Here is a 15,932-nt window from a genome sequence, read left to right as displayed (position 1 = left end):
TCACACGTTAATCATGCGTAGTTTTGTGATATTTTTATACATGGATAGATCCTCAATCACATCCGTATAATTCATTCCACGTGGTAAATCAATCGTATAGACATTCGTATAAATCCGATAATCATCCATGAAATCCACGTCGAAATCAACATCTTCGACTTCGATTTTTTTACTCTCAAAATAATTCATAATAAATTCCTTGGTTGCTTCGCGGTGGATATAACGAATCTCCAGCTTTTTGATGGCATTAATTTTGATGACCCTTTTTACCACTGTCAAAGCCAAAATAATACCAACAAAACTGCAAATAGCGATCGTGTAATAGCCCATACCGATGGCAATCCCCAAACCAGCACCTGCCCAAATCGAAGCAGCTGTTGTCAGCCCTTTAACCGAACGGTTGCTGACCATGATTGTACCGGCGCCAAGAAAACCGATTCCGCTGACGACCTGTGCAATTAGACGCGCTTCATCTGCTCGTACCACACCGACGAATTCTGGCTTCGCCGCTGCATAACGCAAGGCCTGATCAGCAATCTCCACTTGGATCAATGCGATGATCGTCGCACCCATACAAACTAAAATATGCGTACGAATTCCAGCAGGTCGGTTTTTATATTCCCGTTCAATCCCGATGGCACCACCCATGATCATAGCTAAAAATAGCCGCAGCATAATTTCATAAACGGATAATTTCAAATCCATCTGTGCACCACCCCTTCAGTTCTGCTTTTATTCTGAAAAGCTTTCTCCTTTAGTATAGCACGGTAGTAAAAAAAGAACGCCAATTAACCTTTTAGTCCCTTTAATTCATCTTCAGTTAATGAGCGGTAGGCTCCTTTGACTAACTCTTTAGTCAACAGCAGCTTCCCCATACGAATTCTCTTTAGATAAGTCACTTCTTTGCCGCAGGCCTTAACCATTCGTTTGACTTGATGGAATTTCCCCTCATGTAGAATAATTCGTACCTTTGATTTATTTTCCGTTACTTCATCAATCAATAATTCTGCTGGCAGCGTCCGTTCTCCATCTAATAAAAACCCGTCAACAAAACGCTGTTGATCTTCAGCCGTCATTACTCCTTGAACCTCAGCGAAATACTCCTTTTCTACATGTTTCTTTGGAGACAGCAAATCATGCGCTAATTTCCCATCATTGGTAATTAACAATAACCCTTCAGTATTCTTATCCAAACGACCCACTGGAAAAAGATCACTGCGGTAATCAGAGGGTGAAAATATATCCATCACGGTCTGATCGTGCTTGTCCTCTGTTGCACTCACGACACCAGCCGGCTTATGTAATAAATAGTAGTAAAACTCTTGATAATGCAAGATTTCGCCTTGATAGTCAACCTGATCCTTCTCTGGATCAATCTGTTTTTTATCTGATTTTTCGATTTTCTGGTTCACGCTGATTTGACCTTTTTTGATCAGCTGTTTCACCTCTTTACGACTGCCTAAGCCGACCTCCGCTAAAAATTTGTCTAAACGCATATTCTTTAAATCCTCCACCTTACTTTTCTAGTGTTCACTATAGTCAAAAGAAGAAAAAGAAGCAAGCTCAGCCGTATAATCGACTGAGCTTGTACTGCTTATTCAAATAATTGATCGATCTCACCATTTTTTAAATAGGGGATTGCTTGTCGAATTTTTTCATCCGGCCAATCCCACCATTTGAGCTGCTGCAATTTTTGAATCGTTTCCGCATCAAATCGTTGTTTGATTTTCTTTGCTGGAACACCGCCGACTACGCTATAGGGTGGAACATCTTTCGTCACCACTGCCTTTGCTCCGATGATCGCGCCATCTCCGATCGTTACACCGGATAAAATCGTTGCTTCATAGCCGATCCAGACATCATTTCCTATCACGATATCGCCTTTATTGTCCCATGCTGAAGCCACGTCTTCCTTCTTCAGCTGCCATTCCTCATAAAATAAAGGAAAGGTGTAGGTCGAAAGGGCTGACTGCTTATGATTTGCGCTATTAAAAATAAACGTTGCACCACAAGCAATCGAACAAAATTTGCCAATAACCAAACGATCATGATTGATTGGATACTGATACAAGACATTGTTCTTTTCAAAGTCACAGGGATCGCTGCGAAAATCATTATAAATCGTGTAGTCTCCAACTGAAATAGCCGGTCGGGTAATCGCTTGCTGCAAATAAATCGTTTCATGATCATTACTTCTAGGGTAAAGCTTTTCTACTGGAATAGTTCTCTCCTCCTTTTTTTCGTTAGCTAACCATTCCAGTTAAAACAATGCACCGCTTCATACGTTCACGCTCCTTGAAATAAGTATATCACTTGAGAGCTTTAACCTTAACCTTAATTAATATAGTAGCTAGCTATTAATACGTTCACTAAGCAAACAGCGAAAAATGAGTTTTATTATCTCCGCATACACGATTCCACTAACGTACTTGAAGTACGAAGAGGAACTCACAAAAAAAGTACCGAGGAATTTTCCTCGGCACTTCATTGAATACGATTATAATTTGCTTGCTGCGTCTTCGTCAATGATCACTGTTACGTCAGCATGGTTTTGTAAAACACTTGCAGGTAGATCAACAGTTACTTCACCATCAATCATGCCTTTGATTGCGTCAGCTTTATCCGTACCGAAAGCCATCAACAAGATTTTTTTACTTTGCATAATTGAACCGATTCCCATTGACAATGCATGAGTCGGAACATCTTCAACTTTATCGAAGTAACGTTTATTAGCTTCGATTGTTGATTCTGTTAATTCAACCACATGCGTAGTGACATCAAATGGTGTTCCTGGTTCGTTAAAACCGATATGTCCATTACGGCCAATTCCTAATACTTGCAAGTCAAGTGGATGTTCAGCAATCACTTCATCGTAACGTTTGCATTCAGCTTCCAAGTCTTCTGCTTTTCCATTTGGCACGAATGTTTCTTTAAATGGTTTTTTGTTGAATAAATGATCATTCATGAAATAACGATAGCTTTGATCGTCTGATCCATCTAATCCTACATATTCATCTAAGTTTACAGAAGTCATATCTGAAAAATCTAAATCGCTAGTTGTCATTTCTTTATATAAGGTTTCAGGAGTGCTGCCTGTTGCTAGACCTAATACTTTTACGCCGTTTTCCATTCCATCTTTGATGATTTCAAATGCTTTTTTTCCGCCTTCATTGGCATCTTTCACACGAATTACTTTCATGGGTAAACGCTCCTTTATCAATTTGGTATACACCAATTTTAACACCGATCAACGAATTTTTCAATAAGAAAGTCTAGACCAAAATATTAAGTTTTTCTACTGTTCATGCTTAAGATCATTATTATCAATTTCATTAAGAAGGTAAAGCTTTTCCAAAAAAATCTCCAGAACAGAATTTTCTCTGCTCTGGAGATTTTTTTATTTCCCTGTTAAAAGCAATCCGATCTGTGCAATGATCGCACTTCCAAGATACGTTCCAATAAAAACAAAGATAGCAACAATCGCAACGCGCCAAGAAGTCTTCCGTAAATCCATCAAACTATCTGCCACTGACAGACCCGCAAACGCTAAAATCGGCGTGGTGATCGATAAAAAGTCAACACCGGCAATCGCTTGAACAAAAAAGTCAGAAAGTAGACAGAAAAACAAGGATGTTAAGGACACCCAGCCTAAAATTGGAAAATCAGCTAGAATTTTGATGTTGGTTTTCTTCACTAACGTTGAGATAAATACGCCAATCATAGAAAAAGCCCACAATACCACTAATCCTTGAATCGTGTTAAAGGTAATCGGAGTAGAGGCTGGATTTTTAAGTAATTTAATTCCCTGTGTAAATAAAATCAAGCAGATACTTAATAATAATACAAGTGAAATCTTAATATATTCATTAGACTGTTTCTTTTCCACGGCGTGATCCTCCTGTCAGTAAGTTGTACATGAAACGCTGCAATGGCACTGCAATAAATACCATCGTATAGGTTCCTAAAAAACTGGTCAACAATTGACTCGCAGCGGCATAGGCTGCGATCGTCGTTTCATTTTCAGGCATTAAAGCAATTAAAGAAGATGAAGCTGCCGTCATCATGCTGGCAGAGCCGACTCCTGAACTCATGGCTAACGCGCGATAATCAAAACCAAGCCCAGCCATGATCGGCGCAAAAATACTAAAGAAAATCGACCCGAATAATGTACCAATCAAATAAAGCGATAATACCCCGCGTCCTTCGGCAGAATCTAGTGTATACTTTTCAGAAATATACGCTAGCTCGCCTTCCCGACCTAGACCCAGAGTTGCACCGATAGCCTCCCGACGCAAGCCTAACATAAGCGCTACTGGCAAACCAATAAGAACCGTTCCCACGTTTCCCAATTCTTGGAATAAGAACACCCAGCCAACACTCAATATTTCCTTCAATCTTGGGGCTACATCCGCGCCATAACGTGCCATTAACGGCAGCATAATATACAATAAATACTTCGCTGAAAATTGAATATTGCCCTTTGAATAAATTTTAGCAACTAACCCTTTGCGAAGCACTGGTAATCCAAACAGCATCGCCAATAAAACAGAAAATACTAACGGTAAAACGGTAACAGTCGTATTTCCTAACGTAATGAATTGCATCCCGATCAATTCTGCGATCGTTACCACCGCCACCACAAAACCAACTAACCACACTAATTGCTTCTTCATACATTCCCTCCAATTGAATCAATTAATTCTTTATATTCTTTAAATGAACGACGATAGATTTTTTCCTCATCCAAGTTGCCAGACATTTCCATTAGCACCTCTGATAAAAATTCTGGGAAGGTCTCTAAAACAAATTCTGGATCGATCATTTTAAAATCATCTCCATGAATTGTTCCTTCAAATCCACCATAACTGATTTGGATACAAGGCATCATAAATGCTAAATCACCAATATCACCAGCTGCTGCAATCCCGCCACGATCATCAATAATGTCCGGAATCTTATCGAACTTCGCAAAGGTCCGCTCCACAAAACTATTTAGATAACGATCTTGAACAAATGGCAGGTAGCCCAGCTCCGTTTCAATCGTTACTTCGCCCTCCAAAGCATACGCACTTCCTTGTGCGGCACGATCTAGCTTTCGCGCTACTTCTGGCATGTATTCTAGTGTCTTACAGCGCAGGTCAGTTCCTACCGTAATGTGATTCGGAACAACATTTGTCGACATATCGCTCTCCATTACAATGGGGTTCACTCGAATCGATTCTGTATCCTTAAACTGTTGGCGACTTAACCCGATCGCTGTATTGAATAACGTCGATATACTGTAGGCATTAATACCTGAAAAAGGATCAAAGCCCGCATGAGCCGCTTTTCCAGAAAAATGATAACGCTTATACAGGAAGCCGGCTAAATCACAATTCACTTCGATCGTCGGCCGTTCGAAGACTTCCCCGATAGCATGGACACAAACACCAAAATCAACATCATCAAAAATCCCTAATGACATTGCTTCCGGTTTTCCCCCTAAGAACTGGATTTTACCAGCAGCTCGAAGCTCTTTACGATAATCCAAATCTAAATATTCTTCCGCCGGTACAAAGATAAAGCATAAATTAAAGTCTAATTTCTTATAGTTTCCAGTTTTAATGTAATGATCATACAAGGACAATGCGATTGCCACCTGAGTAAAATGCCCACAATTGTGAGCAGCCCCCGTCTGAGGATCTGCTTGAAAATGTGTCGGTGCATAAACCGCGTCTAACTCTGCAATAAATGCCATCGTTCGTTTTTTATCTGTTGATAAAAATGTTTTAATCCCTGTTTCTGAAAATTTAGACAATTCTATCGATGGATGAATTCGGGTCAACTCTTCGATTACTTTTTCAGATGTGCGATGTTCTTTATAGCCCAGTTCTGGATGTAAAAATAAATCTTCCGTAAATTCCTTCAATTGTTGATAATACTTAGCAAACGTCGTCATTTAACTCCCCCTTATTGTCATTCAAAAATGAATAGTTAAGAAACTAGTATAAATTGTCACTCTTTAAGCATAGAACGCCTATTTCATTCGAGTGCTTCATGAAACGAAATTTCTCGACTTGTTTATAATATCTTTTTAAAAAGAAAGAATCAAGAGCATTTTGCCAAAAACACGAACTATTTCGGCAATCACAACTCATAATGTTTATTTATTTGCCAAATAGATAATGTTTAAAATGATGTAATTTTCAAAACTCGTCCAAAAAACTTATTTATAAATTTGAAAACAGATAATTTTCAGCCGGTTTTTGAAACGAAATTTCTTTATAAATAAAAAAATTCCCCACCGCAATTATTTATCGCGGTGGAGAAAGGAAGAGCTATTTGTGATATGTTGCTGAAATTTCAGCGATTAACTCATTATCTTTTAAATCAGTAACCTGCTGGATCACTTCGGCTGCTGATTTCTCTTTTAGCAACCCTTGCAATTCAACACTTTGTTCATCGTTCGGATCATCGTATTTCAAAACCATTGCTACGACATCTACTAAATTATCGTATTCAAGTCCGCGCTCCTTCAATTCCCGAATCGGACGAATGAATCGTTCATCAAAGCCCAACTTACGAATCGGTGTCCGCGCCACACGACTGATACTATCTGAAATGTATTTATTTTCGAAACGACTAACGATCTTATCAATGTAAGCAAAATGCTTCTCTTTATCAAAATTCCATTTATTAATCAATAACTCTCCCGTTTCGCCAAGAACTGCACGTAATTTCTCTAGCACACGTTCATCGGCAATCGCTTCATCGATTGTTTGATACCCTGCATATGCTCCAGTATAAGCAACCGTCGCATGTCCAGTATTGACGGAGAATAACTTCCGTTCAATATAAGGTTCCAAATCCTCTACATATTCCACACCTTCTAGACGCAGCTCTTTGTTTTTACTTTGTGTCGCATCAATTACCCATTCACTGAAAGGTTCCACTGATACGAACAATGGATCATCGTGATGTTGGATTGGCACAATTCGATCGACTGCCGCATTGGGAAATCCGATGCATTGGTCTACAAAAGCCAGATCTTCTGCGGATAAAAAAGTTTGGACCTTTTCAAATAAAAATTGACTACCGCCAATCATATTTTCGCAGGCTACTACATCTAGAGCAGCTGTATTGCCTTCACTGCGACGTTTTTGAATCCCTTTAGCAATTAATTCTGCGATAAAGGGTAAGATATTGGGTCCAATCGCTGTCGTTACAATATCTGCTTTACTAACGGAATCAATCACAGCCTCTGGATTGGTTTGATTGTTCAAGCCGTCCACATTTGCGACATGAATTTCTTTTTGACTTTCATCTGCTAATTGAATCGTGTATTCGTTGCGTTCATTCAATGCATTGATAATTGTTTCATTGATATCAACAAAATCAATTGAAAAACCATTTTTTGCTAAAATTTCTCCAATAAATCCACGTCCAATATTTCCTGCGCCAAAGTGTGTTGCTTGCATCCTATTCTACCTCCTGAAGATAGCTAATGACTTCTTCTTTTGTTTTTGCATCTGCTAATTTAACGACATTTTCAACATCAGAACAAAAGATTGCGATCTTTTGCAAGATATCTAAATGCTCGTTTTCGATCCCAGCAATTCCAAATAGCACCATCGCTACGTCTTCTGTATCATCTTTCCCAAAGTGAACCCCCGTAGGAACCTGGATCACCGAAATACCGCTTTTCTTTACATAGCGCTTCGCTTCATCGGTTCCATGAGGGATCGCGATAAAGTTTCCCATATAAACAGAGACCAGCTTATTTCTTTCGATCATGGCATCAACATAGCCTTCTTCCACACAACCAGCATCCACTAACAACTGTCCGCTTGCACGGATCGCCTCTTCCTTGTTGGCAAATTCTTGGTCTAATAAAATCATTTCTGGCTGTAATTCCATTTTAAATTCCTCCCCGATTTTTAAAAGCTTGCGCTAGTTTTCTCGAATTTCTTTGACAAACAAAGAACTCAATAATTGATAGATAATCTCTTTATTGCCGAATTTGTAGATTTCAGTATTCAGATCACTTTCGATGACCGAACTGCTGATTTTTCCTAACAAACTTTGTTGGCTTTCTGGCATTGGATCGGGTGCTAACAGTAATAGTACCCGGGTTAAATCAATACTTTTTTTATCCATTCCTTGAATCAAGAACTTCCGATCTAAGTCATAAATGGTAAATAATGGTTCCTTGACATGTGCATCCGCACAATGAAATAAGGCAAAATTGGTTTTCGGCACACCAATCGGCGCCACCAAATATCGTTGAATCACTTTGTTCGTCACGATTTTGGCATCTGATACGATCGTACCTTGCATCTGATCAATAATCTCTTCTAAGGTCAGCTCAATTGTTTCTTTTGTGTTTATCTGTTTAACATCAAAGTTTTGTAATAGACTATTGGCGATTCGCATGGTCTCATAAATCTCATCAAAGGCTTCGCTAGGCTCTTGTTCCGGTTCATCTACATGTACATACGCCTTATCTGGGTGCAGCGTTTGGATATAGTCTTTGATTTCTTTAATTTCGTCATCCAATAATAAAGGTGAAATCACTTTGTACGGCAAATTAAATCCTGGTAAAAAGACCGTCGCTAGAATCAGATCATAGCTTTTATAATCCAATTGATTCATTTCAGAAATTTTTGCCACTTGCACTTTTTCGATCTCGTTTAAATACTTGTGAATTCGACTCTCTAATATTCGTGCTGTCCCAATCCCACTGGAACATAATACTAATGCAGATAGTGCTCGCCCACTAGGATGACGCTCCAGAGAAGTTGCGAAATGGATCACGACGTAACCTAATTCATCAGCAGTAAATTGATGATCCGGAAAAACAACCGCCAATTCTTTGATGATCGCTGCTGTCAATTCTTGATACTTATCACGAATTTTTTGTAATAACGGGTTGTTTGCTCCCTGAAGAACGGTCAAATTTCGTTTTAAAGCGGCCGACATATGGGCCGATAAATCATTGAAAAGCTGTTCATCTTTTCGAAAATCAATACCAGACGTTTCAGAAACCAAACGAATCAATTCTTTAATCTTATAGGAAAGCTCTACATCAAAACTGTCAATGAAAATATTTTGCGGCTTCTTATAATTTACCCCTTCTAATTGAAAGGCAAAGAAACGAACCTCCTGTGGCGGTATCGATTTTTTCAGCGTCGTTGCAACTTTAATCATGATTTGACTAGCAATCTGCATACTTTCAGGCTTTGCTTTTGTCTCCTGCTCAACTTCTACAAAACGCTCTTGAGACATACGATCAATCGATAGAGCCAATAAAATCAATACACGCTGTAGTTGATTGTCTGTAACCTGCTCAAACGACTGCTGAGAAATCTGCTCAAAAATTCTTCGAGCTAACAATAGACTTGATTGACTCAACAAATTCAAAAAGAAGTTATCCGTCGTTTTTTTCTTTTCATCTAGGGAATCAATGAATTGGAAAAAATCAAACTCACTAACACCGTTATAGATCAAATTACTTAATAACTGACGACGTTGCTTTTCACGACCGACAATTCGTATGCCGCGACCCTTGAGACGCTGCAGCTCTAATCGGTAATCAATCAAGCTTTTTTCTATTGTAGCTAAATCAGAAGTAATCGTCGCTGAACTTACTTTAAAATCAATCGCTAAGCCCTCAATCGTCGCTTCTTCATCCATTAACAATAAAGAACAAACAATTGCACTTTGCCGCTGAACGTTATCTGTAAATAGTTCTGCTTGTTTTTCGCCTAATTGCTGCTGCAAACGTTCTAAGTTTAAAGTTTCTCCCACAATTCGATAGCCTTCGCCACGAGGCTTGATAATCTGAATATCCTGTGACTTAATCGTCTTTTCTATACTTGAGATCTCTCGGTAAACCGTTCGTTTGCTAACCTGTAAAATATCTTGCAATTCTTCTGAAGTAATGCCATTTGGATAATCTAATAAAAGGGAAAGTATCTTTTTTTCGCGAATCGAAAAATACACAATATCTCCTCCAATAATGTCAAAAGGGTAAAAGCAGTGAGAATCCTCACTGCTTTAAGAGTAATACGATTCTGGATAAAAGACCACTTATTTCCTTAAATTTTGAATGACCTTGTCATATTTTTCAGAAGCAACTAGATCGTTTAATGGCACATGTGTAGCACTTGGTGCCTGTTGCTCTGCTTTAACTGTCTCTTCACTGTTTGTAATGATTAAAGCACTCGGCTTATCTTGTAAAACATTGATTAGTTCAACTGTTACAGGATAATCCATTCCGTTGTCTTTCAATAATTTTTTCAAAATCGTTGCACCCATATTGGCAGATCCTTTCACTTGATCATAACCAAAGACAATGTGATCGACTTTCGAGTAGTCTGCTAAACCTTGTACCACATCATCTGTCAGAGGCTTTTTTTCGCTGTCACCTGCTGCTGGTTCTGCGGATAAGCGTTCCACGATTTCATCATAGCGTGGAGAGTTCATGAAGTTTTCCACTTGAACGAAGGTTGCACTTGGTGCTTTTTGGCTTGCACGATCATGCAGTTCTTCTTGTGTCACGATCAAAGCATTCGGATCATCACTCAAGTTATTGATTGCCGAGTTAGAAACTGGTAATGATAATCCAGCTTTTTTCACTTTATCACGCAATACTGATGCACCCATTGCACTTGATCCCATACCAGCATCGCAAGCAAAGATGATTTTGTTAATGTTGCCAAACATTTCTTGATTGTCAGCTTTCATTGCACTTTGACCTTTGCTTTGTGCTTTTGCATCGGCAACTGCTGCTTGAGTCGCCGCTAAGTCTTCTTCTTCATTATGATCCGATTTAATAATAACCATAGCCACTAAGAACGAAACAACGCATCCTACAACAATCCCTGCTAAGTTAGCAAAAATCGCATCTGGCGGTGTCATAGCCATAACAGCAATGATCGAACCTGGTGATGCTGCTGCTCGTAAACCGGCACCTAATAATTGGAAAGTAAATGTTCCAGCAACCCCGCCTGCCATAACAGCTAGGAATAAAAGTGGTTTCATCATTACGTATGGGAAATAAATCTCATGAATCCCACCTAAAAATTGAATAATGATCGCGCCCGGTGCAGAAGATTTCGCCGCACCTTTTCCAAACAATGTGAAGGCTAATAAGATTCCTAAACCTGGTCCAGGATTTGCTTCTAATAAGAATAGGACTGATTTTCCAGCTTCTGCTGCTTGTTCAATACCTAGCGGAGTCAAAATTCCGTGGTTAATCGCATTGTTCAAGAATAAAATTTTTGCAGGTTCAATAAAAATATTTGCCAATGGTAACAAATGCATGTTGATAATTGACTCAACACCGGCTGCCATCAAATTGGTTAACGAGCCAACAACTGGGCCAATCGCATAATACCCAACAATTGCTAAAGCAAATCCAATCAAACCAGAAGAAAAGTTATTGACTAACATTTCAAATCCAGCCTTAATCTTTTCTTGGAAAGCGTCATCAAACTTCTTGATGCACCATCCACCCAAAGGTCCCATCATCATTGCACCGATAAACATCGGTACATCCGATCCTACGATAACCCCCATAGCTGCGATTGCCCCAACAACTGCACCACGTTGTCCATGTACCATGCTGCCGCCTGTATAAGCGATTAATAATGGCAATAAAAATTTCAGCATTGGATCAACCAGTGAAGCTAGCTGTTCATTTGGAATATACCCATCTGGAATAAATAAAGCAGTGATAACACCCCAAGCAATAAATCCGCCAATATTGGGCATAACCATTCCCGACAAATGACTTCCGAGACGCTGGACTTTTGCTTTTAGTCCACCCTTTTGTCCAGTAGCTTGCATTTCCATCTTCTTTTCCTCCTTAGAAATAATTATGAAATGATTTCGTTTACATATTTATCATATATCCATGAGTATCCGCTTTCAATCAAATGTAGATAGAGCTTTGGCACAGAAGTTTGTGCCAAAATTAAAAGCCGCTTATCTAATAGATAAACGACTTTGTCTTACTTATTAAATTTGTTTCGTACCCCACGTTTGATAACATCAAAAAATCCTAGTGATCGAACCATATGATCTGGATCTACGTATTCACGTATTGCTCTTAACACTTTTTTGGGTTCCTTTGATGCAAAAGAATAAGTGCCATTCTTTTTCGTTTGTATCGCGTAACGTGGAATCCATTTTCCCTTAAAAACAACAGAAGCAATAACGTAATCTACTTCTTCCCAAGGAATTTGAACAAACTTTCTTGCATCTCGATTATTGAAAAATTCAAATCCCTTATCACCAATCATAATCTTCCCATAATCTGCGACACCTAAGTACGAGGTAGCATCGATTGTCAAATCGACCTTTGTATTGATTGACTGAACCATAAGACCTACTCCATTTCCTTATATGTATCTATTGAATCATTATACTTTATTTTACTCTTATTAAGCAAAAAATGCTCGGGCAAGCCCGAGCATTTTTCATTAATGAGTGACTTTTTTACATAATACCTAATACGTGCAAGCCAACGCCTACTACGAACAAGCCAAGAATGATAACGATTGGAGAAACTTTTTTCTTCAATAACCACATGCAAAGCAATGTCAATAGTAATGCAGCAAGACCTGGAATTAATGAATCTAAGTTATCTTGTAAAGTAGTTACTTTAGAACTATCTAAAGCAAGACCAGAAGCTTGTTGAGAAAGAGCTTCTTTAATTCCTTGAGCACCAGCAGGTAATTTGTCCCATTCGATATAAGCACCTTTGTCTAACTTAACAGTAGAAACAACCGGTGTAAATTTCACGTTTACCCACCGTTGCACTAAAGCTCCTAAAACAAACATACCTAGAATGGATGCACCTTTAGTAACCTTTTGTAATAGACCACCTGAAAGGTCATCAGTGATTTTAGAACCAGCACGATAGCCAAATTCTTGTGTATACCACATGAATGCCCAACGAATAATATTCCAAGCAAGGAAGAAAATGATTGGTCCTAAAATGTTTCCAGCTAACGCTAATGAAGCACCTAGAGCACCTAACATCGGACGTACAGTAAACCAGAACACTGGGTCACCAACACCGGCTAAAGGTCCCATCATACCAACCTTAACCCCTTGGATTGCTACATCATCAACTGGAGCGCCATTTGCGCGTTCTTCTTCAAGCGCAAGAGTTACTCCGATGATTGGTGAAGCGATATATGGGTGTGTATTAAAGAATTCCAAGTGACGTTGCATTGCTAACGTACGGTCTTCTTTTGTTTTGTATAATTTTTTGATCGCTGGTAGCATTGCAAAACACCAACCACCATTTTGCATACGTTCGTAGTTCCAAGAACCTTGAATGAAGGTAGAACGCCATGCAACGGCTAAACGATCTCTTTTACTTAATTCGATTTTTTCTGCCATTTTATTTCTCCTCCTTCAAGATTAATAATCATTCAAAATATCGCCAAGCGGATCGCCAGTATTGCCTCCGCCACCATTAGAAGATCCACCAGAACTTTCTTGTAGGTTCAAGTAAATCAAAGCGAATGCAACTGCGATAACACCTAGTGCGATCAACGTTAATTCAGAAAGTGCTGCGATAGCAAAACCAATCGCGAAGAATGGCCATACTTCTTTTGTAGCCATCATGTTGATAACCATAGCGTAACCAACGGCAACGACCATACCACCACCGATAGCCATACCATCAGTTAACCAAGCAGGCATTGATTCTAAGAATCCACGTACAGTGTCAGCAGGAATTACTAATAATGCAGCTGAAGGAATCGCAATACGAACACCTTGCATACATACAGCGATAATATGCCACATTTCAACTTGACGCATATTTCCTTTTTCAGCTGCAGCATCCATAAAGTGAACGATTGGCACAGCTAATGTACGAACGATCATTGTTAAGAACAAACCAGCTACAGCTAAAGGAACAGCGATTGCGATAGCTGAAGAAACACCTTTAACTCCTTGACCACCTAAAACTAAAATAATTGCAGATGCAACAGATGCTAACGCAGCATCCGGTGCCACAGCAGCCCCGATGTTTGCCCAACCTAAGGCGATCATTTGAAGTGAGCCGCCTAACACGATCCCAGCTTCTAAATTACCGGTTACTAAACCAATTAATGTACATGCTACTAGCGGTTGATGGAATTGGAATTCATCCAAAATCCCTTCCATACCTGCTAGAAAGGCAACGATTACTACTAATACCATTGAAATACCAGACATTATAAGCCCTCCTATTTAAGTTAATTATCTTGCTTAAGCGTTTTTCAATTCATTTTTTGCTTTGTTAAGGATTTCATCCATGTTGTCTTTAGAATCATTAGGTACTTTACGTACATCAAACTTGATTCCTTTTGCTTTCAACTTCTCAAAAGTATCAACATCATCTTGTCCCATTGACAATACTTTGCTTACTACGACTTTCCCAACTGAGTGAGCCATTGATCCAACGTTGACTTCTTTGATATCAACGCCGCCTTCAACAGCACGCAATACATCTTGAGGATTTTCAAATAGTAACAACGCTTTTGTATTTCCGAAACGAGGGTCCTTTGAGATTTCAATCATTTTATCAACGGGGATAACGTTTGCCTTAACACCTGGAGGAGCAGCTTGTTCGATTAATCTCTTGCGAAGATCATCTTTAGCTACCGCATCTGAAACAACAATAATCCGGCTAGGACCTGTCGTTTTTGTCCACGCAGTTGCAACTTGACCATGAAGTAAACGAGAGTCTACACGAGCTAATACAAACTTGATATGACCATCACCTAATACAGTTCCTTCAGGGATAGCACCTGTTGGCTGTCCGCCTTCAGCCGCTACTGGAGCTGCTTCAACTGGTTCTAACTCCTCTGGACGAATTCTTACGCCTTCTTTTGCCGTTCCTGAAATATGAGCAGCAATTTCATGCGCCGTTTCCATTGAGAAACGTGAAGCGTATGCTTCAATAACCATCGGTAAGTTCATACCAGCAACGATTGCCCACGAATCTTTGTGTTCTTCAAACAGACTGTTAGCTTGATTGAAAGGCGTTCCACCCCAAAGATCAACTAAGAACAATACTTCATCTTGGTTTTCGAAAGAGGCGATTGCTTCTTCCATTTTTGCCTTGACGTCATCAGGTCCTTCACTCGGCATCAAAGTTACTGCTTTGACATTTTCTTGTTCTCCAAAGATCATCGCTCCGGATTGCAAGATACCATTAGCGAATTCACCATGACTGGCAATGATAATTCCTACCATCTTTATACCTCCTACTATTATTGTTACAGCTCAAAAATATAAATAAGTTCTTACAAAACCTGTAACCAAAATTAATTATTGCAGCATCTTCTCTTTTTTGATTAATTGCATCAGATCTGTTTTTCGATCTGTCGGCACTTGACGAATTTCTAATTCGATTCCTGCATTCATTAAATCAAGAAAAGACTCGACATCTTTACTATCCACAGAAATAAAATTAGTAATCATTTTCTTTCCTTCGCCAAATCGCATACCGCCAATATTGACTGATTTCAAATCAACACCTGCCTCAACGACCTCTACTACATCTTGCGGAGAAGCAAACAACAGCATGACCTTCATTCCATCAAACAATTGATCTTGATACACTTCAACCAGTTTTCTTTTTGTGACGACATTGGACTTGATTCCTGGTGGCGCGGCTTGTTTTAGGAGAAACTTACGCAACTCATCGTTCGCAACCTCATCACTAACTACTAAGATTCGCTCGATCCCTGTTGCTTTGGACCAAACTGTCGCTACCTGACCATGAATCAAACGATCATCGATCCGAGTGAGTCGAATATCCATTACCATCCCACCACCTCCTGCAAATTACAAGGCTCAGATGCTAAAAGACTTGCGCTACATTCTTTGAGTACAGTATTACATAGGCACTCACCTATAATAAAGCAAGTACCGTGCCAAAATAC

Annotated in this window: 16 protein-coding genes; all 16 read right to left on the bottom strand. The window is 39.3% G+C overall.

Annotated elements, in window-relative coordinates; translation table 11 throughout:
• The gene (locus OMU_RS13295) at nucleotides 1-705 is read right to left on the bottom strand and encodes an MgtC/SapB family protein (RefSeq protein ID WP_016180411.1); all 705 of its coding nucleotides are present in this window, start codon (nucleotides 703-705) and stop codon (nucleotides 1-3) included.
• An 83-nt stretch (nucleotides 706-788) separates the two neighbouring features.
• Nucleotides 789-1,496 (bottom strand): pseudouridine synthase, encoded by a 708-nt coding sequence (locus OMU_RS13290; protein ID WP_016180410.1) that lies wholly within the window; start codon nucleotides 1,494-1,496, stop codon nucleotides 789-791.
• A gap of 98 nt (nucleotides 1,497-1,594) precedes the next feature.
• Nucleotides 1,595-2,221 (bottom strand): CatB-related O-acetyltransferase, encoded by a 627-nt coding sequence (locus OMU_RS13285; protein ID WP_034876180.1) that lies wholly within the window; start codon nucleotides 2,219-2,221, stop codon nucleotides 1,595-1,597.
• Nucleotides 2,222-2,497: 276 nt separating this feature from the next.
• Entirely contained in the window at nucleotides 2,498-3,199 is a 702-nt protein-coding gene (nagB, locus tag OMU_RS13280) for a glucosamine-6-phosphate deaminase (protein ID WP_016180408.1), read from the bottom strand.
• A 198-nt stretch (nucleotides 3,200-3,397) separates the two neighbouring features.
• Nucleotides 3,398-3,886, bottom strand: coding sequence for a hypothetical protein (locus tag OMU_RS13275; RefSeq protein WP_016180407.1), 489 nt, complete (start codon nucleotides 3,884-3,886; stop codon nucleotides 3,398-3,400).
• Nucleotides 3,867-4,673 carry a DUF3100 domain-containing protein gene (locus OMU_RS13270; RefSeq protein WP_016180406.1) on the bottom strand — a complete coding sequence of 269 codons (807 nt, stop codon included), beginning with the start codon at nucleotides 4,671-4,673 and terminating at the stop codon, nucleotides 3,867-3,869. The genes OMU_RS13275 and OMU_RS13270 overlap by 20 nt, the downstream gene beginning before the upstream one ends.
• Complete coding sequence (locus tag OMU_RS13265; RefSeq protein WP_016180405.1) at nucleotides 4,670-5,938, bottom strand: M20/M25/M40 family metallo-hydrolase; 1,269 nt, start codon at nucleotides 5,936-5,938, stop codon at nucleotides 4,670-4,672. Before OMU_RS13265 ends, OMU_RS13270 begins: the two co-directional genes overlap by 4 nt.
• Nucleotides 5,939-6,317: 379 nt before the next feature.
• Nucleotides 6,318-7,457 carry a mannitol-1-phosphate 5-dehydrogenase gene (locus OMU_RS13260; protein WP_016180404.1) on the bottom strand — a complete coding sequence of 380 codons (1,140 nt, stop codon included), beginning with the start codon at nucleotides 7,455-7,457 and terminating at the stop codon, nucleotides 6,318-6,320.
• Nucleotide 7,458: 1 nt separating this feature from the next.
• Nucleotides 7,459-7,896: a PTS mannitol transporter subunit IIA gene (locus OMU_RS13255; RefSeq protein ID WP_016180403.1), complete on the bottom strand. Its 438-nt coding sequence runs from the start codon at nucleotides 7,894-7,896 to the stop codon at nucleotides 7,459-7,461.
• A 33-nt stretch (nucleotides 7,897-7,929) separates the two neighbouring features.
• Nucleotides 7,930-9,981, bottom strand: coding sequence for a BglG family transcription antiterminator (locus OMU_RS13250; RefSeq protein ID WP_016180402.1), 2,052 nt, complete (start codon nucleotides 9,979-9,981; stop codon nucleotides 7,930-7,932).
• An 87-nt stretch (nucleotides 9,982-10,068) separates the two neighbouring features.
• Complete coding sequence (locus tag OMU_RS13245) at nucleotides 10,069-11,835, bottom strand: PTS mannitol transporter subunit IIBC (RefSeq protein WP_016180401.1); 1,767 nt, start codon at nucleotides 11,833-11,835, stop codon at nucleotides 10,069-10,071.
• Nucleotides 11,836-11,993: 158 nt separating this feature from the next.
• Entirely contained in the window at nucleotides 11,994-12,365 is a 372-nt protein-coding gene (locus OMU_RS13240) for a DUF956 family protein (RefSeq protein WP_016180400.1), read from the bottom strand.
• 115 nt (nucleotides 12,366-12,480) lie between these two features.
• Nucleotides 12,481-13,392: a PTS system mannose/fructose/sorbose family transporter subunit IID gene (locus OMU_RS13235; RefSeq protein ID WP_016180399.1), complete on the bottom strand. Its 912-nt coding sequence runs from the start codon at nucleotides 13,390-13,392 to the stop codon at nucleotides 12,481-12,483.
• A gap of 21 nt (nucleotides 13,393-13,413) precedes the next feature.
• Complete coding sequence (locus OMU_RS13230) at nucleotides 13,414-14,217, bottom strand: PTS mannose/fructose/sorbose transporter subunit IIC (protein ID WP_016180398.1); 804 nt, start codon at nucleotides 14,215-14,217, stop codon at nucleotides 13,414-13,416.
• A 33-nt stretch (nucleotides 14,218-14,250) separates the two neighbouring features.
• Nucleotides 14,251-15,240 carry a mannose/fructose/sorbose PTS transporter subunit IIA gene (locus OMU_RS13225; protein WP_016180397.1) on the bottom strand — a complete coding sequence of 330 codons (990 nt, stop codon included), beginning with the start codon at nucleotides 15,238-15,240 and terminating at the stop codon, nucleotides 14,251-14,253.
• Nucleotides 15,241-15,315: 75 nt separating this feature from the next.
• Complete coding sequence (locus OMU_RS13220) at nucleotides 15,316-15,816, bottom strand: PTS sugar transporter subunit IIB (RefSeq protein ID WP_016180396.1); 501 nt, start codon at nucleotides 15,814-15,816, stop codon at nucleotides 15,316-15,318.
• Nucleotides 15,817-15,932: the final 116 nt, after the last annotated feature.

The organism is Enterococcus avium ATCC 14025 (assembly GCF_000406965.1).
Classification (GTDB): domain Bacteria; phylum Bacillota; class Bacilli; order Lactobacillales; family Enterococcaceae; genus Enterococcus_A; species Enterococcus_A avium.
The sequence above is the reverse complement of the archived record's forward strand: the minus strand, read 5'-3'. Positions and strand labels throughout refer to the sequence as shown.

Bases quoted from the DNA above. Each gene is read 5' to 3' on its own strand.
- OMU_RS13230 (WP_016180398.1), bottom strand. From the start codon at position 14,217: ATGTCTGGTATTTCAATGGTATTAGTAGTAATCGTTGCCTTTCTAGCA.
- OMU_RS13255 (WP_016180403.1), bottom strand. From the start codon at position 7,896: ATGGAATTACAGCCAGAAATGATTTTATTAGACCAAGAATTTGCCAAC.
- OMU_RS13265 (WP_016180405.1), bottom strand. From the start codon at position 5,938: ATGACGACGTTTGCTAAGTATTATCAACAATTGAAGGAATTTACGGAA.
- OMU_RS13290 (WP_016180410.1), bottom strand. From the start codon at position 1,496: ATGCGTTTAGACAAATTTTTAGCGGAGGTCGGCTTAGGCAGTCGTAAA.
- OMU_RS13225 (WP_016180397.1), bottom strand. From the start codon at position 15,240: ATGGTAGGAATTATCATTGCCAGTCATGGTGAATTCGCTAATGGTATC.
- OMU_RS13260 (WP_016180404.1), bottom strand. From the start codon at position 7,457: ATGCAAGCAACACACTTTGGCGCAGGAAATATTGGACGTGGATTTATT.
- OMU_RS13220 (WP_016180396.1), bottom strand. From the start codon at position 15,816: ATGGTAATGGATATTCGACTCACTCGGATCGATGATCGTTTGATTCAT.
- nagB (WP_016180408.1), bottom strand. From the start codon at position 3,199: ATGAAAGTAATTCGTGTGAAAGATGCCAATGAAGGCGGAAAAAAAGCA.
- OMU_RS13240 (WP_016180400.1), bottom strand. From the start codon at position 12,365: ATGGTTCAGTCAATCAATACAAAGGTCGATTTGACAATCGATGCTACC.
- OMU_RS13245 (WP_016180401.1), bottom strand. From the start codon at position 11,835: ATGGAAATGCAAGCTACTGGACAAAAGGGTGGACTAAAAGCAAAAGTC.
- OMU_RS13235 (WP_016180399.1), bottom strand. From the start codon at position 13,392: ATGGCAGAAAAAATCGAATTAAGTAAAAGAGATCGTTTAGCCGTTGCA.
- OMU_RS13270 (WP_016180406.1), bottom strand. From the start codon at position 4,673: ATGAAGAAGCAATTAGTGTGGTTAGTTGGTTTTGTGGTGGCGGTGGTA.
- OMU_RS13295 (WP_016180411.1), bottom strand. From the start codon at position 705: ATGGATTTGAAATTATCCGTTTATGAAATTATGCTGCGGCTATTTTTA.